This window comes from Aceticella sp. 75b-Ac (assembly GCF_056032965.2).
In genome coordinates this window covers 461,888-483,006 of record NZ_CM190971.1, presented here as the reverse complement: position 1 = coordinate 483,006, position 21,119 = coordinate 461,888, and the positions used below count along the sequence as shown (strand labels likewise).

22 protein-coding genes are annotated in these 21,119 nt (G+C 31.7%); all 22 read right to left on the bottom strand.

Translation table 11 applies throughout. The features are described from left to right. Complete coding sequence (locus AC0LWJ_RS02560) at window positions 1–1,215, bottom strand: type II secretion system F family protein (RefSeq protein ID WP_474236945.1); 1,215 nt, start codon at window positions 1,213–1,215, stop codon at window positions 1–3. A 10-nt stretch (window positions 1,216–1,225) separates the two neighbouring features. After that, a complete protein-coding gene (locus AC0LWJ_RS02555; RefSeq protein WP_474236946.1) occupies window positions 1,226–2,275 on the bottom strand; it encodes a type IV pilus twitching motility protein PilT in 1,050 nt (349 codons plus the stop codon). Between the two features lie 11 nt (window positions 2,276–2,286). Then, complete coding sequence (locus AC0LWJ_RS02550; RefSeq protein ID WP_474236947.1) at window positions 2,287–3,966, bottom strand: GspE/PulE family protein; 1,680 nt, start codon at window positions 3,964–3,966, stop codon at window positions 2,287–2,289. Window positions 3,967–4,023: 57 nt separating this feature from the next. After that, window positions 4,024–4,875, bottom strand: a complete 852-nt coding sequence (gene aroE, locus AC0LWJ_RS02545) for a shikimate dehydrogenase (RefSeq protein WP_474236948.1) — start codon at window positions 4,873–4,875, stop codon at window positions 4,024–4,026. A 4-nt stretch (window positions 4,876–4,879) separates the two neighbouring features. Continuing rightward, entirely contained in the window at window positions 4,880–5,365 is a 486-nt protein-coding gene (locus AC0LWJ_RS02540) for a YqeG family HAD IIIA-type phosphatase (protein ID WP_474236949.1), read from the bottom strand. A 119-nt stretch (window positions 5,366–5,484) separates the two neighbouring features. Then, entirely contained in the window at window positions 5,485–6,180 is a 696-nt protein-coding gene (sigK, locus tag AC0LWJ_RS02535) for an RNA polymerase sporulation sigma factor SigK (protein WP_474236950.1), read from the bottom strand. A 66-nt stretch (window positions 6,181–6,246) separates the two neighbouring features. Next, on the bottom strand, window positions 6,247–7,854 hold the full coding sequence (locus tag AC0LWJ_RS02530) for a peptidoglycan D,D-transpeptidase FtsI family protein (RefSeq protein ID WP_474236951.1): 1,608 nt from the start codon (window positions 7,852–7,854) through the stop codon (window positions 6,247–6,249). A 60-nt stretch (window positions 7,855–7,914) separates the two neighbouring features. Further along, entirely contained in the window at window positions 7,915–9,129 is a 1,215-nt protein-coding gene (locus tag AC0LWJ_RS02525; protein ID WP_474236952.1) for a peptidase U32 family protein, read from the bottom strand. Continuing rightward, the gene (locus AC0LWJ_RS02520) at window positions 9,122–9,760 is read right to left on the bottom strand and encodes an O-methyltransferase (protein WP_474236953.1); all 639 of its coding nucleotides are present in this window, start codon (window positions 9,758–9,760) and stop codon (window positions 9,122–9,124) included. The genes AC0LWJ_RS02525 and AC0LWJ_RS02520 overlap by 8 nt, the downstream gene beginning before the upstream one ends. 11 nt (window positions 9,761–9,771) lie before the next feature. Beyond that, window positions 9,772–10,803: an endolytic transglycosylase MltG gene (gene mltG, locus AC0LWJ_RS02515; RefSeq protein ID WP_474236954.1), complete on the bottom strand. Its 1,032-nt coding sequence runs from the start codon at window positions 10,801–10,803 to the stop codon at window positions 9,772–9,774. Between the two features lie 76 nt (window positions 10,804–10,879). Further along, window positions 10,880–11,221, bottom strand: a complete 342-nt coding sequence (locus AC0LWJ_RS02510; RefSeq protein ID WP_474236955.1) for a YlbF/YmcA family competence regulator — start codon at window positions 11,219–11,221, stop codon at window positions 10,880–10,882. Between the two features lie 13 nt (window positions 11,222–11,234). After that, window positions 11,235–12,899, bottom strand: a complete 1,665-nt coding sequence (locus AC0LWJ_RS02505) for a ribonuclease J (protein ID WP_474236956.1) — start codon at window positions 12,897–12,899, stop codon at window positions 11,235–11,237. Between the two features lie 210 nt (window positions 12,900–13,109). Further along, window positions 13,110–13,547 (bottom strand): Fur family transcriptional regulator, encoded by a 438-nt coding sequence (locus AC0LWJ_RS02500; protein ID WP_474236957.1) that lies wholly within the window; start codon window positions 13,545–13,547, stop codon window positions 13,110–13,112. A gap of 185 nt (window positions 13,548–13,732) precedes the next feature. Beyond that, on the bottom strand, window positions 13,733–14,056 hold the full coding sequence (locus tag AC0LWJ_RS02495; protein ID WP_474236958.1) for a DUF1292 domain-containing protein: 324 nt from the start codon (window positions 14,054–14,056) through the stop codon (window positions 13,733–13,735). A gap of 65 nt (window positions 14,057–14,121) precedes the next feature. Beyond that, entirely contained in the window at window positions 14,122–14,541 is a 420-nt protein-coding gene (gene ruvX / locus AC0LWJ_RS02490; protein WP_474236959.1) for a Holliday junction resolvase RuvX, read from the bottom strand. A 62-nt stretch (window positions 14,542–14,603) separates the two neighbouring features. Next, window positions 14,604–14,855 (bottom strand): IreB family regulatory phosphoprotein, encoded by a 252-nt coding sequence (locus AC0LWJ_RS02485; RefSeq protein WP_474236960.1) that lies wholly within the window; start codon window positions 14,853–14,855, stop codon window positions 14,604–14,606. An 84-nt stretch (window positions 14,856–14,939) separates the two neighbouring features. Further along, entirely contained in the window at window positions 14,940–17,573 is a 2,634-nt protein-coding gene (gene alaS, locus AC0LWJ_RS02480) for an alanine--tRNA ligase (RefSeq protein WP_474236961.1), read from the bottom strand. Window positions 17,574–17,691: 118 nt separating this feature from the next. Continuing rightward, window positions 17,692–18,723, bottom strand: a complete 1,032-nt coding sequence (locus AC0LWJ_RS02475; protein WP_474236962.1) for an AI-2E family transporter — start codon at window positions 18,721–18,723, stop codon at window positions 17,692–17,694. A 36-nt stretch (window positions 18,724–18,759) separates the two neighbouring features. Continuing rightward, window positions 18,760–18,906, bottom strand: a complete 147-nt coding sequence (locus AC0LWJ_RS02470; RefSeq protein ID WP_284679227.1) for a hypothetical protein — start codon at window positions 18,904–18,906, stop codon at window positions 18,760–18,762. 23 nt (window positions 18,907–18,929) lie between these two features. Then, window positions 18,930–19,439 carry a PRC-barrel domain-containing protein gene (locus AC0LWJ_RS02465; RefSeq protein ID WP_474236963.1) on the bottom strand — a complete coding sequence of 170 codons (510 nt, stop codon included), beginning with the start codon at window positions 19,437–19,439 and terminating at the stop codon, window positions 18,930–18,932. Window positions 19,440–19,548: 109 nt separating this feature from the next. After that, on the bottom strand, window positions 19,549–19,932 hold the full coding sequence (nifU, locus tag AC0LWJ_RS02460) for a Fe-S cluster assembly scaffold protein NifU (RefSeq protein WP_474236964.1): 384 nt from the start codon (window positions 19,930–19,932) through the stop codon (window positions 19,549–19,551). After that, on the bottom strand, window positions 19,925–21,109 hold the full coding sequence (nifS, locus tag AC0LWJ_RS02455; RefSeq protein WP_284679229.1) for a cysteine desulfurase NifS: 1,185 nt from the start codon (window positions 21,107–21,109) through the stop codon (window positions 19,925–19,927). Before nifS ends, nifU begins: the two co-directional genes overlap by 8 nt. Window positions 21,110–21,119: the final 10 nt, after the last annotated feature.

Genomic DNA, 21,119 nt, shown 5'->3' with positions numbered 1-21,119 from the left:
TTACTGCCCAACAAAATTATAAATCTTAAACATCGGCATCACGATTGATATTACTATGAAGCCAACTACCAATGCCAGTACTACAATGATCAAAGGTTCTATCAAGGTGGTCATCTGGGATACTTCTGTGTCTACCTCGCTGTCATAAAAATCTGCTGTCTTTTTTAATATACTGTCAAGAGAACCGGAACTTTCCCCTACGGTTATCATTTGAATAACCATAGGCGGAAAAATTCCTATCCTTTTAAGAGGCTCAGCAAGCCCCTTTCCCATTTTAATATCATTTGCTGCCTCTTTTAAGCCTTCTGATACCATTATATTACCGATAATATTTTCAACAACCTCCATTGCTTCCATCAAAGGTATACCGGCACTTATTAGTGTAGCTAATGTTCTCGAAAACCGCGATGTAATGACTTTTTTATTTAATAATCCAAATATAGGCACTTTCAACGATAAAGCATAATAAAACCTTCTACCGTTATCTGTTTTTAATGCCTTCATTATCAAAAATACCGTTAATGCAAGGACTATTATATATGAATACCAATAATGCGAAATAGAATTGCTTAACCTTAAAAGTATCATCGTTGGCAATGGTAACTGTGCACCAATATCTTCAAATATTCCCACAAATGTCGGAATAACATTTGTCACTAAGAATATTACAACCAATATAGCCACAATTGAAACAACTATAGGATATGTAAGGGCAGACTTTATCTTTTGTCGTAAATTATTTTCTTTCTCAAAATAATCTGCCATTTTGTTAAGTACATTGTCAAGGGTACCGCTTGCCTCACCAGCTTCTATCATGTTGAATAAAAGCATCGGGAATACATCGGGATGCTTTCTCATAGACTCAGATAGACCTTTCCCCTTTTGTACATCCTCATAAACCTCCGACAATACTTTTTTAAGTCTTTTGTTTTCCACCTGTTGAACCATTGTAGCAATTGATGTTACTATGGGAAGACCCGCATTTATGAGGGTTGCAAACTGTCGGCAGAATACAGCTATATCCTTTACCTTTACTTTTCTTAAATTTTTAAGACTATCAAAAATATCCTTTTTCTCTGCTTCCTCCTTCAAGTCAAGTATGTAATAATTCCTTTGTTTTAGATTGTCAATGCAAAGTGCTTTTGAATCAAGCTCTAATTTACCTGTTAAAAGATTTCCTTCAAAATCTCTTACTTTATAGTTATATACCGGCATTTAACCACCTCTAAACCATTCGCTTAAAATTTTCTTTATCAATAGAATATGTAAAAGCATCATCCATAGATATTAAACCCTTCTTTTCAAGCTGGAGTATCGACATATCCATCGATATCATACCAAATTTATTTCCTGTCTGAATCATCGATTGTATCTGAAATGTTTTTCCTTCTCTTATAAGATTCCTTATAGCAGGAGTTGCTATCATTACTTCAACAGCTACAATACGACCGGAATTATCTATTCTGGGGAGCAGCTGCTGCGAGATAATTCCTTCAAGCACATTTGAAAGCTGAACTTTTATTTGCTGTTGCTGATAAGGAGGAAAAACATCAATTATCCTATCAATTGTTTTTACAGCACCTATTGTATGTAATGTAGATAATACAAGGTGCCCTGTTTCAGCTGCTGTAATAGCAATCTGTATCGTTTCTAAATCCCTCATCTCACCTACAAGAATTACATCAGGGTCTTCGCGAAGTGCTGCTTTCAGCGCATTTGCATAAGAAATTGAGTCATGGCCAATTTCCCTTTGGTTAACCATACTTTTGTTGTGTTTATGTAAATATTCAATAGGGTCTTCAAGAGTCAAAATGTGACAAGTCCTTTTAGAATTTATCAAATCCACCATGGAAGCCAATGTTGTAGATTTTCCGCTTCCTGTAGGTCCTGTAACAAGAATAAGCCCTCTTGTCATCAATGCAAGCTCCTTTGCTACAACAGGAAGCCCAAGTTCATCTATTGAAGGAATTCTTAAGGCAACAGCCCTAATTGCAAGACTATATGTACCTCTTTGCTTATATGCATTAATTCTAAACCTCCCAAGTCCTTTTACTGAATATGATAAATCAATATCCCCCTCTGCTTCAAGTATTTCCAATTCTTTACTTGTCAATAAATCTTTTGTTATTTCTTCAGTATCCTGCGGTGTAAGAGGAGGCAGATTGAGTTTTGTAAGATAGCCATTAATCCGCAAAACCGGAGGAATCCCTACGGTAATATGTAAATCAGATGCACCTTTTTCAATAACCAATGTAAGCAATTCGTTTGTCTTCATGTTTGCCCCCTTCAATCCTCATATGTTAACCTAAGCATTTCATCAATAGTTGTCATTCCTTCTATAACAAGCTTTTTAGCACTTTTCCTTAAAGTTCTCATCCCATTATTTATTGCTTTATCTTCAATAATGTCTGATGATATTTTTTGGTTTATTAATTCTTTCATTTCTTGATTTATTGTCATTATCTCATATATAGGTATCCTGCCTCTGTATCCTGTTTTATTGCAAACTGTGCAGCCACGTCCGCGGCGAAGTTCTAATCCTTCATTTTTATCTATGCCAAGTAATTCTTTTTCTCTATCAGATGCATCATAACTTATCATACAATTTGTACAAATCTTTCTTGCCAATCTTTGTGCAATTATACCAACGACAGATGATGATACAAGATATGGCTCAATACCCATATCAATAAGCCTTGTTATGGAAGAAGCAGCATCGTTCGTATGAAGTGTTGAAAGGACTAAGTGCCCCGTTATAGCGGAACGTATTGCTATTTCAGCTGTTTCCCTATCTCTTATTTCTCCTATCATAATTATATTAGGATCCTGCCTTAAAATTGACCTTAAAGCTGTAGCAAAGCTAAGTCCCGCCTTTTCATTAACCTGCACTTGATTTACACCTTCAAGGGAGTATTCAACAGGGTCCTCAACAGTAATTATATTTATATTGGGTTTGTTAAGTTCCTTCAACATGGCATATAATGTAGTGGTCTTTCCGCTTCCTGTAGGTCCTGTTAAGAGAATTATACCATTGGGATAGCTTAATAGTTTATCAAAAAGAGACATTTCATCATTATCAAGTCCAAGCCGATCTTTTATAATTATAAAACCATTCTTATCGAGTATCCTTAATACTATCTTTTCGCCAAATACAGTTGGAAGCGACGATACCCTGATATCAATATTTCTGCCATCAACAAATACTTCTATCTTTCCGTCCTGAGGGACTCTTTTTTCTGCTATATTCATGTTTGCCATAATCTTTATACGGGTTATAACAGGTCCTTGTGTATTTTTAATTATTCTCATGGCTTCATGTAGTTGCCCATCAATCCTGAATCTTATTCTCAAATCTTTTTCATTTGGTTCAATATGTACATCTGATGCCCTTTCTTTAACCGCTTGCTCTATTATTGAATTTACAAGCCTTACTGCAGGTGCATTGTTTATTTCATCAGAAGAGATATCTTCTATGATTTCATATTTTTTTTCTTCTTTCAATTCTTTTTTAAAGTCCTGTACCGCTTTCTCTGCCTCTTCTTTGCAAAAGATTTTATCAATTGCTTTTAATATACCGTCTTCTGATGCAATCAAGGGTTTTACATTTTGTTTTGTAATAAGTTTAATATCATCAATAGCAAATATATTTAAGGGATCTGCCATTGCCACCTGTATTCCGTCAATATCTTTTTTAATCGGTATTGCTATATGCCTTTTGGCAAGAGTTTCAGGTATTATCTTAGCTATATCCGGATCAATATAAAATTTTTGCAAATCTACATGTGGTATACCGAGTTGAAATTCCAGAGCTTCCAATATCTTTTCTTCTGTGGCATAGCCTTCTTTAACAAGTATCTTTCCAAGCTTTTCACCAGTACGTTTCTGAATATTTATGGCGTTTTCAAGCTGGTTTCTTGTCAGAAAACCTACTTCAATCAATAAGTCTCCAAGCCTTTTTTTGCCCATATTTTTATCCCCCGTAAGCCCTTGATAAATTAAGACATTTAATATTATATTTCTACATTATTTTATAAATTCCTTCTTAATTATAATATTTTTTATCAAATTTTTATTAAAATTCTTTCCAGTCCATATTTTAAAAGAGGCATTTGCCTGATTAAGCAGCATATTTAAACCATTTGTACATTTTATACCATATTTTTCAGCGTATTTTAAAAATAAGGTTTTTTCGGGATTATATATCAGGTCATAGATAAAATTAGATTTTGAAATTATATTTTCGCAAACAGGAGAATTGTTTATATCAGGGTACATGCCTATATTTGTAGCATTTACAAGAATGTCTATTTTTTTCAATTTAGCAAGCTCTTCTAAAGAACAACATGTGCAATTTAAATGAAACTTCTCTTTTATATATTCTGATAAATTCACTGCTTTATCAATGCTCCTATTTGATATAATGATAGATTTTGCACCATTAATTGCAGCCGCAGTACTTACAGCCCTTGCAGCACCACCAGCACCAATAATAATAAAATCTCTTCCTTCAATTTTTTCATTCTCTTCTTTTAAGGATTCAACAAAACCTATCATATCTGTGTTATATCCTTTTAAGCATTCCCTCTCATTTACAATAGTATTAACTGCACCGATGGTTTTAGCTTCATCTGATATGTAATCAAGATATTGTAATACATTTTCTTTATGTGGTATTGTCACATTTATACCCATTATTTTAAGTGCTCTTATACCATCTATTGCCGATTTCAAATTATGAGGTTCCACGTCGAATGTTTCATAAATACAGTTTGATTTGATACTTTCAAAGGCAGTATTATGTATTATAGGTGATAAGCTATGTTTTATGGGGTGACCAATAAGCCCATAGATTTTTGTACTTGCATCAATATTCATATACTCACATCCTTTTAAGTATGTGTTTTTCAAATTTTCTAACAATTTTGGTTAATCCAAACTCTTCCTTTGAGATAGGCACAACCAATATAGTATAGAGTCCAGCCCTATGCCCTCCGAAAATATCTGTAAAAATCTGGTCTCCTATTACTGCTGTCTCAGAAGGTTTGGCATTGAGTATTTTAAGAGCTTTTTTAAAAGGACTCTTTCTTGGTTTAATAGCCCATGCAATACCCGGAACTCCAATTTTTTCTTTAAATCCGTTGACCCTTTTTTTGGTATTATTTGATATGAGACATACCTTAAAACCATTTTCACTTATATTTTTAAACCATTCTAATATTTTATTGTCTACGTATCTTACCTTTTGAGGTACTAAGGTATTATCAATATCAATGATTAAATATTGTATACCCATTTTTTTTAGACTGTCAAAATTAATTTCATATATATTTTTTACACGCATATCTGGTATTAATTTATGGTACAATAGATTCACCCCGTATTCATATAATAAATTAGATTAAAAATAATGTCAATAAAAAATCTTCTCTAACATTATGTCTGGAGAAGATTTTAAAATAACAAGAAGAAAAGAAAAAATAACCGTTATATTGATAATTCCTTTAATAATTTACTTAAAGCTTTTTTTTCTATTCTTGACACATATGACCTTGATATACCCAGCATTTTCGCTATTTCTCTCTGGGTTTTACGTCCACCGTTTTTAAGTCCATATCTTAATTCAATTATTATTTTTTCCCTGTTTTTTAGAACACTATTTATTTTATTATAAAGTTTTTTAACCTGCATTCTAAGTTCTACCTCATCACTAATTTCATCTGCATCTGTTCCCAGTATATCTATAAGGGAGATTTCATTGCCTTCTTTGTCTATGCCTATTGGGTCCTGTAAAGAAACTTCGTATTTTGTTTTTTTCTCAGAACGTAATGACATAAGGATTTCATTTTCTATACAACGTGCTGCATATGTTGCTAAATGTGTACCTTTTGACAAATCAAATGTGCAAATTGCTTTAATAAGCCCTATAGTCCCTATTGATATTAAATCATCAATATCTTTTCCTGTATTACCGTATTTTTTGACCACATGGGCTACAAGTCTTAGGTTTCTTTCTATTAATATATTTTTAGCATCTTCATTACCATTTTTGTATGCTTCAAGGTATTTTTTTTCCTCATCTGGTGTTAATGGTTGAGGAAATGAATTGGCATTTGTTAAATAACCAAAATTTAAAATTTCTTTAACGATAGATGCTGCAAGTGCAATAATTGCCGCCCACATTATTGCCACCTCCATTTTTAATGCCACATATAAATTATATGTTTAAAATACTGTATTGTGCCTGTATTATCTGTAATATTTCATTATTTCATCAGCAATCTGTCTAAAGATTGGGGCGGCTTTTACTCCACCAATATCACCGTTTTTCACAAAGATTGATATTGCATATCTGGGCGTTTCATAGGGAACAAAGCCTGTAAACCAAGCATGATAAATGTTTAAATCCTTGCTTACTTCTGCCGAACCGGTCTTGCCCGCTGAACCATACTGTGTTTCTGCATTTTTTCCTGTTCCATTTAATACAACATCCCTCATCATTTTTTTAATAATTTCCGAAGTACCTTTACTTATTACTCGGTAGAATTTTTCTTTATATAAGTCTTCTACCTCTTTTCCATTTTCATCAACAATTGATTTTACAAGATTAGGCACATGTCGTATTCCTCCATCAGCTATCGTGGCAGCCATATCTGCCGCCTGAAGAGGGGTTATAAGCACTTTACCCTGACCAATTGACAGGTTTCCTATTCCAGCACCATACGTGTCTTCTATTGAAGGCAACATACCGTTTTCTTCTTCCAAAGGCAAATTATTATTTGAGGCGATGCCGAATTTATTAGCCACTTTTATTATATTATCTCCTCCTGTTGCTTCCCCTATTTTTATAAACGTTGTATTGGAGGAAACTTCAAATGCCTTTTCTATATTTATGATTCCATTACTTTCATTTTTAAAATTATGAAATACCACACCATTTATTTCATATGAAGACGTATCAATAAATTCATCTTTAAGGTCTACTTTCCCTTTTTCAAGTGCTGCTGATGCCACTATTATCTTAAATATAGAACCTGGAGGATATGCCATCAATGCTTTATTAATAAGTTCCTCATTTTTACTGCCAATATATTCCTGTATTTTGTTCTGGTCATAATTTGGTCTTGAAGCCATTGCAAGAATGTCACCATTTTTTACGTCTATAACCACTGCAGCACCATTGATAAAATTTTTATCAAGGATATTTTCCACTGCTTTTTGAATATGATAATCAAGTGTTGTTTTAATACCGTATATGTTTTCAGAAGAATATCTTATCTTAAGCCCAAGCCCTTTAAGATAATCATTATTATTGCCATCTTTAAAAACCGCAATAGATTCATTTCCTTCGGTAGTAAGAATTTTGTCAAAGGTTTTTTCCAAACCTATATTTTTATCACCGATATATCCTATGACATGTCTCGCAAGTGTATCAGTATCATATCTTAAAGGAATTGAAAGCATATAAACACCAACTGGTAACTTTCCTTGATATTTCCCTGTATAATTATATTTTAAGAAATCCTTTTTTGAGCAGAGTTCCTTTTTAATATCATTTATAGAATTACCGGTAAGTTTGCTTAAAAATTTTGACACATAATCCTTATCTACAATCATTCCAGGAACCACATATATGTATTCATGTAAACTTCGGTCTGTAAAAGGAATAAGATTTCTATCAAATATCTCTCCGCGTTTTTTACCTATGTTAAAACTTTTTATCTTTTGTTGAACAGCTTTTTGCGAATATATTTCACTGTTAATTATTTGTATGTAATAAAGTCTAAACAATAAAACAAATGTAAGAAGTATCAAAACAAAAGTCAATATTTTTATCCTAAAATTCTTTTCATACATAAAAAAACTCCTTTCGGGATAAATTTATTATTCCCTGAAAAGAGTTTGTGAATACATTTTTTAATTAACTTTCTTCCTAAGCATATAATACTTTTTTACAGGTTTTTTTACAGGTATTTTAATTATCATTTGTGGATGTGGCGCAACTTCAATTTCGTTTTCATTTGCATCTCGCATATTTTCTATAATCTGTTCAAATTGTTCATCCGGACCTATAATTTCAACCGTATCTCCCCTAAATACCCTGTTCCTTTGTTCTATTGTTGCAATACCACTTTTTTCGTCATAATCTAACACAAGCCCAACAAAATTATAGTTTCTTATATACGAAGATGTGGCATAATTGTGATCTTTTGTGGTAGGTTTACCAAAGTAAAAACCTGTTGTAAAACCACGATTACTTATTTTTGTGATTTCATCCATTAACATTTCATCAAAAACATAAGAGCCATCTTTTTCAAGATAATCATCTATTGCCTTTCTATATGCTTTTGTAACAACTGCAATATAATATGAACTTTTGTTGCGCCCCTCTATTTTAAGGCTTGTAATACCCGATTTGATTATTTCGGGAATATACTTAAGCATGCAAAGGTCCTTCGAGTTCATTATATAGGTACCTCGATTATCCTCAGTAATTTCCATATATTCTCCCGGGCGTTTTTCCTCAACAAGATAATATTTCCATCTGCAGGGATGTGAACACTCACCTTTATTGGCATCACGTCCTGTAAGATAATTGCTTAAAAGACATCTGCCAGAATATGAAATACACATTGCTCCGTGTACAAATGCTTCAAGTTCAAGTGAGGGTGGTGTTTTATCTCTTATTTCTTTTATTTCTTCCAAAGAAAGTTCCCTTGCAAGAACTATTCTTTTAGCGCCAAGTTTATACCAAAAAAGTGCACTTTTATAATTAACATTATTTGCTTGTGTGCTTATATGTATTTCCATTTTTGGTGCAATTTCTCTCACAATTGAAAAAACCCCGGGATCAGATAAAATAACAGCATCAATCCCTATATCGTTTATTTCTTCTATATACTCGGATAAACCTTTTAAATCTTCATTATGTGGAAAAATATTTATGGTAATATATGCCTTTTTGCCATGTTTTTTTATATAATTCACTGCATATTTTATTTCATCAAGGCTTAAACCAACCGTAGCTCTTAAGCCATAAGACTTCCCTCCGAAATAAACAGCATCTGCTCCATAGTTTACTGCAATTTTAAGCCTTTCCAAATCCCCTACCGGTGATAAAAGTTCAATCATTTTTTGCTTCCTCCTTAATGCTTAAAGACAATCCGTCCCCAATCGGTATTATTGATGTTGTAAGTTCACTTTTATTAACAAGGGTATCAATAAAATTTCTCATTCTGTATACAATTGTCCTCCTCTTATGCTTCACACTCATTTCACCTTCTATATATCCCTTATACAATATATTATCACATATAAGTAAGCCATCCTTATTTAAGATTCGTAAACATTCATTAAAAAATTCTTCGTAATGACCTTTAGAAGCATCTATAAATATTACATCATATTTCTTGTTTAAATTTGGAAGAACCTCTATCGCATCACCCAATATCAATTCTACTCTGTCGAGAAGGGATGCCCTTTTAAAATTATTCCTTGCCATTTCTGCTCTGTCTATATCCTTTTCTATTGTCAGCAATTTTGCATTTTTATATGAATTTAACATAATGATAGCAGAATATCCAATTGCAGTACCTATCTCAAGGATATTTAGAGGTTTTTTTATTTTAATAATTATGTTTAAAAAATTTGCTACTTCCGGTTTGATAATAGGAATATAATTTGTTTCAGCATAGAATTCTATTTCTTTTAATAATTCTTTGGTTCTATATAGTCTTAAATGTTTCATTTCAATTTCACTCATATCTTTCATCCTTAATGATTTTCTATTTTCTTCTGTTCTTCTAAATGCTGGCTATATGTCTGACTAAACACATGTGTACCATCGTTTTTTGCAAAATAATAATAGTAGTCATTATGTTTAGGATATAATGCAGCCTCAATAGACTTCAAACCGGGATTACTTATAGGTCCTACCGGCAAGCCAAAATTTATATAGGTATTATAAGGAGATTTAATTTCCAAATCCTTATATGACAACTTATCCTTATGAACTCCTAATGCATATTGTACTGTAGCATCTATTTGCAGTTTCATATTTTTTTTTAGTCTATTATATATAATTCCAGCAATCAAGGGTCTATCTTTTTCTACCTTAGCCTCTTTCTCAATCATTGATGCAACAATTACAACCTGATCAGGATTCATTCCAATGTTTGCAGAATTATTTCTAATATACTTTTGATATATATTATCAAACCTTGAAAGCATTAATTTTATTATGTCATGTTCATTAGTACCAATACTTATCTCATAGGTATCAGGAAAAAGATATCCTTCTAATCTATCAGGACGATTTTGAGGAATATTCTTTAAAAAATCATAATTAAATACCCCATTCTGTGCTTCCCACATAAACTTATCTTTATTTGCAAGCCCCATATCTGAAAGCCTATTAGCAATGTCTTCGACCGTAAATCCCTCCGGAATAGTAAATTTTATTGTATCAATCTGAGATTTTCCGGATTTAAGTTTATTTATTATTTCATCTGTAGTCATATTTGTACTTAAAAGATATTTTCCAGCTTTAATTTTATTTTCACAATTATTAGCTTTTACTCTTAGTATGAAAAATGATTTATTTTTTATAAGACCTTCCGAATAAAGAACTTTTGCGATATCTTGTGTTGTATAACCATCAGGTATTTTAACAATTTTCTGTATATTGCTATTACTAACAGGAGTAAATAAATTTTCATAATACAAAAAAGAAGATAAAATAAAAAATATTACAATAATTATTAATAATCTACTCCCCTTTTTTCTTTTGTTTTTTACATTTATCATAAAATTCTCTCCTAAAATACATTTATTATACAAAGATTATATAATTTTAAACAAAGAAAAACAAGCAAGCAATTGCTCACTTGTTCGTAGAATTTACGTTAACGACCTCCATTATAATCTTCGTTATATCATCCATTATCTTCGAGAAACTATATTCTGCATACAAATATGAACTTAAATCCGGATTCAAATTTAAAATGTCATATAACTTTTTCAAAGATTCTATTTCCTGCTCATCTGGTTTTTTACCGGATAATTCTTTAGCATGTATTTCCAGTTGTTTTTCCTTAAAGTCCTTTAACATTCTTTTATTTTCTTCGTTTGAATTTATTTTTTTAATAGCTTCTTTATAAGAAATATATTCCGGTAACTGTTCGATTGCCTTTTTCAACTCATATGCCTTATCATATACATTCATAATATTACCTCCATTAGATTTCCATTATTATTGGTAATATCATAGGATTCCTTTTGGTTTTTTCGTATAATAAACTACTTAAACAATCTTTTATCATTGTTTTTATTGAAGTCCACTCACATATATCATCTTTTTCGCATTGACTCAATGTCTTTCTAACAAGGTTTTTTGCTTCTTCAATCAAATCTTCTGATTCTCTGACATAAACAAAACCACGTGATATAATATCAGGTCCTGCTATTATGCTTCTTTTTTCTTTCGAAATTGTAACTACAACTACAAACAATCCATCCTGTGATAGATGTTTTCTATCTCTTAATACAATATTTCCAACATCTCCTACTCCCAGTCCATCCACTAGAACCTTACCTGCTGTTACTGTACCGGTAATTCTTCCAGAACTTTTTGTAAATTCAAGAACTGTACCATTATCAGCAATAAAAATATTTTTTGGATCCATGCCAAGACTTTCAGCAAGATGCGCATGCTGTTTTAAATGTCGATATTCTCCATGTACGGGAATAAAAAACCTCGGTTTAATTAGTGTGTGAAGTAATTTTATTTCTTCTTGGCAAGCATGACCCGATACATGAACATCTGCTAATGTATCATAAATAACTTCTGCTCCTTTTTTAAATAATTGATTTATTACTCTGGAAATAAACTTTTCATTTCCTGGGATTGCTGATGCTGAAATAATTACAGTATCACCGGGAACAATTTCCACCTTTTTGTGTTCCGATGATGCCATACGCGTAAGTGCAGACATGGGCTCGCCTTGACTTCCTGTCGTTATTATAACAACTTTATCAAAGGAAAGCTTATTTGCTTCATCAAGGTCTATTAATATATCAGCAGGTATATCTAAATAACCCAGTTCCTTTGCAACATTTACAACATTTATCATACTTCTTCCGGAAATGGCAACTTTGCGTCCAAACTTATGTGCAGAATCAATTATTTGCTGGACTCTGTGTATATTTGATGCAAATGTTGCAACAATAATCCTTTGTTCCGCTTTTCTAAAAAGGTTGTCAAAGGTTTCTCCTACTGTCCTTTCAGACATTGTATAACCGGGTCTTTCAATATTTGTACTATCACATAACATTACCAAAACTCCTTGTGCTCCAAGTTCTGCAAACCTGTGAAAGTCAGCAACCTCTCCGGCAATCGGTGTATAATCAATTTTAAAGTCCCCGGAATGAAATATTACTCCCACCGGTGTGTGAATTGCCAGTGCAACTGAATCTGCTATACTGTGTGTTGTTCTTATGAATTCTATTTTGAATTGCCCTATCTTAACTGTTTCTTTTGGTTTTACAGTTATTAATTTGCTATCCCTTAATAAACCGTACTCTTTTAATTTATTCTCAACAAGACCCAAAGTTAAACGTGTTCCATATATAGGTAAATTTAACTGTTTTAATACATATGGAAGTGCTCCTATATGATCTTCATGTCCATGTGTCAAAACAATAGCTTTCACTTTGTCCTTATTTTTCAACAAATAGGATATATCCGGAATAACCAGATCTATTCCCAGCATCTCATCATCCGGAAAGGCAAGACCACAATCCACAACTATTATGTCGTTTCCGTATTCAAATACAGTCATATTCTTACCGATCTCGTTAAGCCCACCCAGTGGAATTATTTTTAATTTTGCTTTATTTGTCAAATACATATCTCCCTTCAGGTTTATATTTGTAATATTATTTTGTCCAATTTAATATAGATCAAAAACAGCTTTACCCGTACAACACACTAATTAATTTTATTATACTTTATTTAATTAATTAGTTCAAGTAAATTTACAGAAAACCCCGCCACTTGTGACGGGGAGTAGTCAGAGAAAACTGAAAAAGCCTGCTTTTACTGGCAAGCTTTTTCAATGATTTGTTCTGCATTTACTGCAGTAACCGAAAAATTTCACATTATGGTCAATAACCTGAAAGTGTTTTGTTTTTTCAATGATTTCCTCAAGATTTTCCAATAAGTCTCCTTCCATTTCTATTACATTTCCACATTTAAGGCATATTAAATGATGATGTTGATGATTTTCATCATGATGCAACTCATATCTGCTTCTACCGTCATCAAAATTCACTTTAAAGATGATTCCAAGGTCATCAAAAAGCTGAAGGGTTCTATAAACAGTTGCAAGTCCTATATCTGGATTTTTTTTCTTGACAAGGTCATATATTTCCTCCGGAGATAAATGCTTCCCTTGGTTTTCCATAATAACATCAAGTATTACACGTCTTTGTGTTGTAAGTTTAAATCCCTTTTGCCTTAAACTATTTTTAAGATTGTCTATATTATTCATTTTTCCCCCACCTTGATTTGATTCATTTTTATTAGTTTATGCTTTACATTCTCAATTGTCAATAAAAAATAAAAATACTGTTTAAAACTTATTAAACAATATTTTATAAGTCTATGTTTAAAAGGATAAATTTTATTTTTAATTTGTATTATCTTTATTAAAAAAGATATACCATTTGGTATATCTTAATTTTCATGATTATGACTGCAATTACATCCTTTATCATCATTGCAATTACATTCATTATTATCGCAGTCTTCACCATATTCCTCCATAAGCTCATTATATGCTTCAACCACATCATTAAATTCATCTTCATCTTCTATTCCAACAAATAAGTCTTCTCCGTTTTCATCCTGCTCAACTTTTAAAATATAAGCATCATCACTATCATCGTCAATCGGTGCAACAACCGCATATTTGTTATCGTCCAGTTCAAATGATGCAATAAGTTCAAAATTTACCTCATTTCCCTCGTCATCAACCAATTGAATTATTTCATTATCCAAAAAAATCACCTCTTCTGTTAAGATAGTCTAATTGTATAATACAATTTTTTTCCTGTCAAGCAAAGTTAATCTTTTCTTTTTGAATCAAGATAACTTTGAAGTATTAGCGTTGCAGCTACTTTATCAATGACTAATTTTCTTTTTGAACGCCTTACATCCGCTTTTTCTATCAACATCCTGTTTGCTTCAACAGTTGTAAGTCTTTCATCCCATAAAAAAATCGGTAAACTTATTTCTTTTTTAAGATTTTCAACGAATCTTATGACCTTCTCTCCTTGAGGTCCTATCGAACCATTCATGTTTTTAGGAAATCCCACAACAATTTCTTCAACCATAAAATTTTCGACGATCTTTTTTATTTCTTCTATATCTTCATTCTCTACCGTTCTCCTTATTGTTTTCATTCCCTGTGCAATAAGACCTGATGGATCACTAACAGCAATACCAATTGTTTTATCGCCTAAATCTAATCCTATTATGCGCAATATTTATCTCCCCATTCAACAACTATAATATCCACCTCACAGCAATTATGTGAGGTGGATATTTATTTTTCTAAATAATTTTTCACGAGTTCTTCGATTAATTCATCTCTTTCAATCTTTCTAATTAGGTTTCTCGCATTTTCATGGCTTGTTATATATGTTGGGTCACCTGATAATAGATAGCCAACTATCTGATTAATAGGGTTATAACCCTTCTCAGAAAGAGCATTATACACCTTAAGCAATATTTCCTTAGCTTTGTTTTTTTCATTTTCCACATGGTATCTCATCGTTTCATTATTTTTATTAACCATTTTATATCACTCCTAAGGTAAATTACCCATTATTTAATATCTTTTAATTTTATAATATATTAAATAATGGAAATAATCAAGCTTTTATTTGATTTGCTTTTTTAGGATATTAAAAGCTTCTTGTAATGCATAATCAACTTTATTGGCATCTTTACCTACGCCTTGAGCCATATCAGGTCTTCCACCGCCGTTGCCACCTGTCAGCTTACATATTTCCCTTATAATATTTCCTACATTTACACCCATTTTCACTGTGTTTTTTGTAGCCATTCCTAAGAAATTAATTTTATTATTTTTTTGAGAGGTAAAAATTAAAACAGTAGTTTTTAATTTCTCCTTAAGTATATCGCCTATTATTTTTAAGCTATCCATGTCAAAATCTTCTAAACGTGCAGATACGAATTTTATACCTTGTACATCAATATGGGACTTTTCCAAATTATCTGATACTAACATGGCTATATTCATTTTTAATTGTGCTGTCTCATCTTGCATTTCTTTAAGATTTTGATTTAACTGTTCTATTTTAATTATTATATCTTTTTTTGGAACTTTTAAAATTTCAGCAGCCGTATCAAGAATTAATTCTTTTTCATTTATGTATTTAATTGCATTGCGACCCGTTACAGCCTCAATACGCCTGGTACCTGCAGCTACACCGCTTTCAGATATAATCTTAATAAGACCTATAAAGCCCGTATTTTTTACATGTGTACCACCACACAGTTCCTTACTATAATTATTAATCTTAACAACCCTGACAGCATCTCCATACTTTTCTGTAAATAATGCCATCGCACCATTTTTCAATGCTTCATCATATGTCATAACCTCTACTGCGACATCAATATTCTGATATATTTTTTCATTTACAATATCTTCTATACGTTTTAATTCATCTTTTGTTACTGCCTGATAGTGCGTAAAATCAAATCTCAATCTTTCAGATGACACATATGAACCTGCTTGGTGCACATGCTCCCCCAGAGTATCTCTTAATGCTTTATGGAGAAGATGTGTTACTGTATGGTTTCTGGCAGTATCAAGTCTTTTATCAATATCAATCAAGGCTTCCACCATATCCTCAGTGTTTATTATACCTCTTTCTATAGTGCCTATGTGTATAAATTTATCACCTGCAACCCTTTTACAATCATTGATTTTTATTAAAACATCTTCATTTTTAAGAATTCCCTGGTCCCCTGTTTGACCCCCACTTTCAGCATAAAATGGTGTAACATCAAGTATAATGCTGACATCATCACCCGCTTCTGCACTTTCAATAAGTTCGTTATCCTTTATTATGGATAAAACTTTGGAGTGTGTTTCTACATTGTCATAACCAACAAAATGTGTTTTTATATCTTTTAAACCTTCATATATATCCTTTTCCCATATATTGTTATCTTCTTTTCTGCTGCTTCTCGCTCTTATCCTCTGCTTATCAAGTTCTTTCTTATATTCTTCTTCATCAACATCAATTCCAACTTCCTGAAGAATTTCTTTTGTTAAATCTATAGGAAATCCATATGTATCATAAAGCTTAAATGCCTTTACGCCATCAAGTATATTTTCACCTTGATTCTTAAGCTCTTCAACATATAAATTAAGAATATTCAACCCTTGATCTATTGTTTCCTTAAATCTTTCTTCTTCAATTTTTACAATCTTCTTTATATAATCTTTTCTCTCAACTAATTCAGGGTATGCATCTCCATAATGTTTAATGACAACATCAACAATTTTATATAAAAAAGCTTCATTTAAACCAAGAAGTTTACCATGACGAGCAGCCCTTCTCAAAATTCTTCTTAAAACATATCCTCTTCCTTCATTTGACGGCAGGATACCATCAGAAATCATAAAAACAACTCCTCTTATATGGTCAGTAATAACCCTCAAGGATATGTCCGCCTTTTTGTCTGTTCCATACTTTACGCCTGAAATTTCTCCAACAAAATCCGTTATACCTCTAACAACATCCACATCAAAAATACTATCAACATCCTGCATTACTGTTGCAATTCTCTCAAGTCCCATCCCTGTATCAATATTAGGATTTGGAAGAGGATTATAATTACCTTCTGCATCCTTATTAAATTGTGTAAACACAAGATTCCAAAATTCAATAAATCTATCACAATCACAGCCTATGCCGCACTCAGGCTTACCACAACCTTTATCTTCTCCTCTATCAAAATATATTTCTGAGCAGGGACCACATGGTCCTATACCAATTTCCCAAAAATTATCTTCTTTTCCCATACGAACAATTTTCCCAGCAGGAAGCCCAACGATTTTATTCCATATTTCAAATGCCTCATCATCTTTTTCATATATTGTAACCCATAACCTTTCTTCAGGTAATCGAAGTTCTTTGGTAACAAATTCCCATGCCCAGAGTATAGCTTCTTTTTTAAAATAATCACCAAACGAAAAATTTCCCAGCATCTCAAAGAATGTTCCATGTCTTGCTGTCTTTCCGACTCTTTCAATATCTGGTGTTCTTATGCATTTTTGACATGTTGTTACCCGTTTACTGGGAGGTATTTCTTTCCCTGTAAAATATGGTTTAAGCGGTGCCATTCCAGCATTTATTAGCAATAAGCTCTTGTCGTTTTTAGGAATTAATGAAAAACTTGGTAACCTTAAATGCCCTTTGCTTTCAAAAAAACTTAGATATTTCTCCCTTAACTCATTCATTCCGAGTTTTTCCATGTTTACCTCCTTAAACTGTTAAAAAACCGTCCTCAGAGGGACGGGAATTTCCTTCTTTTTTGAGTATATTATACTGAAAAAAAGATATTAAGTCAATAATAGCGTTAAGTTTTAATTTTTATACCTCAATAAATATATCCTTCAATATAACCTTTATTATAGCTGTAATCGGTACTGAAAAAAGCATTCCCCATATCCCAAAAAATTCTTCTCCAATAAGCAAAGATACAATGATTGTAATAGGATGCAGATCAACACTATCGCTCATAATTTTTGGGGCTAAATAGCCACACTCCACCTGCTGTACAAGTATGAAAATAATAAAAGCCCACATTCCCTTATAAGGCGAATCCAGCAGTCCCATCCCTACCGCAGGTATTGCCCCTAAAATTGGTCCAAAATAAGGTATAATATTTAATACTCCTGCTATTATACCTATTATTATGGCATACTTCACCTTTATTAAAAGCAAGCCTAAGGAGGTAAACAATGCGACAAAAAGCGAAATATAAATTTGCCCTCTTACAAATTTGCTTAAAACCTTATCAATATCAGTTAAAACCAAAATAAATTTATCCTTATTTTTTTCAGGTATTATGTCTTTTATTTCATTTTTAAATATATCTTTATCTTTAATTAAATAATAGGTTATAATAGGTGTTAATATTAGATTCATAATTATTCCAGTAAATGATAATATATGTTTAATAATATTATTTGCCTTATTTACAAAAAATGCATTTGCTTTTTCAATATTTTTATCTGCAATATCTTCGAATTCTCTTGGCAGATATATAAGGTAATTATGTTTTATATTGTACAGATAATCATTGATATGATTAATATATACAGGCAGCATTTTAAATATATTGGCAAATTCATCTAAAATAAACGGAATTATATATAATACAAACACAAACATTAAAATTAATAACAATAAAAATACAACTATTATTGAAACTGTCAGATTTAAACCTTTCTTTTCAAAATATCTTACAAACGGACTTATTAAATATGCTGTTACAAAGGATATGAAAAATGGAAATAATATCTCTTTAATTTTTTCTGTATCTTTAAAAATGAAATATAGAAAAAATATTATTATTAAAGTTCCAATTACATATATAATATATTTTTTAATAGATTTCATAACCTCCACCTTAAAATAAAAGGGCACTTTGGCCCTTTATAATTTATTAACTTTGTGAAATAATTTTGATAATCCCATTTGCAAAACCTGTCTCATTTTTTTTGATTTTATTCTTGGAAATACAAAAGCTGCCATTGCTGCACCAGCAAGAAAACTTTTTATATATTTTCCTTTTTCGTTCATGATAGCACCTTCCTTCTGTATTTTTATAATAAGTTTTTTATACCTCCCCTTGTAAAAAATGTAGGGTTTCTTAATATTATCTTATCTTCTATTATATCTAAATCTTTAGTTTTAATTAATTTTAACCCATTCATTAAATCTGTTAAAAAGCCCTTACTTATTTCTATATAATTTATTGTTCTCATTTTTTCATCTAATATAAGGTCATATACTTTACCATAAAAATTATTTTTCAAATCATAAACATCTTTATCTAAAATATTATATTTCCCATTAATAATATCAAGCAATACTTTGCTTTTGTCAATATCAAATATTGATTCTGAATTTCTAATAAATATTTTCTTATTGATATCTATTATATCATCATTATAAATTATTTTTGGGTTTTTCAGAAAGCCTTCTTCATCAATTAATATCCCAATTATTTTTCCATTTATATTTTTATATAAAATATTATTTATTTCACCTAATGTTGTTTTATCCTGTAGGGATACTATTGGCATACCGATTATGTTCTTTAAAAATATCACCCTAATCCCCCCTTTTTAGCACAATATTATTTTCCCCCTAAATAAAATAAAAATGCACACATTAAATGTACATTTTTTAATATTAATATTTAATTATTTTTTGTTTATCTCATTTATTTACCTCTACACCTTGTTTTTTATAATAGTCCTCAATAGCTTCTTTTACAGCTTGTTCAGCAAGGACGGAACAGTGCATTTTAACAGGTGGTAGTCCGTCCAAAGCATCTGCAACAGCTTTATTTGTAAGTTTAAGCGCTTCATCTATCGTTTTTCCTTTTATCATTTCGGTTGCCATGCTGCTTGTTGCTATTGCTGCACCACATCCAAAGGTTTTAAACTTTACATCAACAATTATCCCGTCTTCAATTTTAAGATACATCTTCATTATATCTCCGCAAACAGGATTGCCAACTTCAGAAACGCCGTTCGCATCTTCAATTTCTCCCACATTTCTTGGATTCATAAAATGATCCATGACTTTTTGACTATACAAGTTTTTTCTCCTCCTTAACCCTTTTAAATAATGGTGACATTTCCCTTAATCTATTAACTATATTTGGTAAAACCTCTAAAACTTTTTCAACATCTTCATCTGTATTCTCTTTGCCTATAGACAGTCTCAATGAGCCATGTGCTATTTCATGCGGAAGCCCGATTGCAAGCAATACGTGTGACGGATCAAGTGTACCGGAAGTACATGCCGAACCGCTTGACACACATATTCCAGCCATATCAAGGCTTAAAATCATTGATTCACCTTCAACAAATTCTATGGATACATTGACATTACCTGGAAGCCTTTTTGTTGGGTGTCCATTTAATCTTGTATAAGGTATTTTCTCCAATATTCCATTTATAAGCTTATCTCTTAAATATTTCAGTTTATTTATATGAGAATCCAGATCGTTTGTAATAAGCTCTATTGCTGTACCAAGTCCCACAATACCGCCTACGTTTTCAGTACCTGCCCTTCTGTTTCTCTCCTGTGCTCCACCATGTATAAGCGAATGCAACTTAACACCCTTCTTTATATACAATGCTCCAACACCCTTAGGTCCATATATCTTATGAGCAGACAACGATAATAAATCAATGTTTATTTTTTTCACATCTATTGGTATGTTTCCAACTGCCTGTACAGCATCTGTATGAAAATATATTCCTTTTTCGTGCGTTATCCGAGCAAGTTCTTCAATTGGTTCTATCGTACCTATTTCATTATTTGCGAACATAATAGACACAAGAATTGTTTTACCTGTAATCGCATTTTTTAAGTCTTCTGGGCTCACTAATCCATATTTGTCAACAGGGAGATATGTAATTTCAAATCCCTGCTTTTCAAGATACTGGCATGTATGAAGGATGGCATGATGTTCTATTGATGTCGTAATTATATGATTGCCTTTGTTTTTCAACGCATAAGCAACACCCTTTAATGCCCAGTTATCAGACTCTGAACCGCCGCTTGTAAAATATATTTCATCTGAATTAGCTCCAATTGCTTTTGCAACCTTATCTCTTGCTTCTTCTATTGCCTTTTTTGTTTCCTGCCCATATGAATATAAGGAAGATGGATTTCCAAAGAGATTTTTATAATACGGCAGCATTGATTCTAATACCTCGGATCTTACAGGAGTGGTTGCCGCATTATCAAGATAGATTCTTTTCATTAAAATTCCT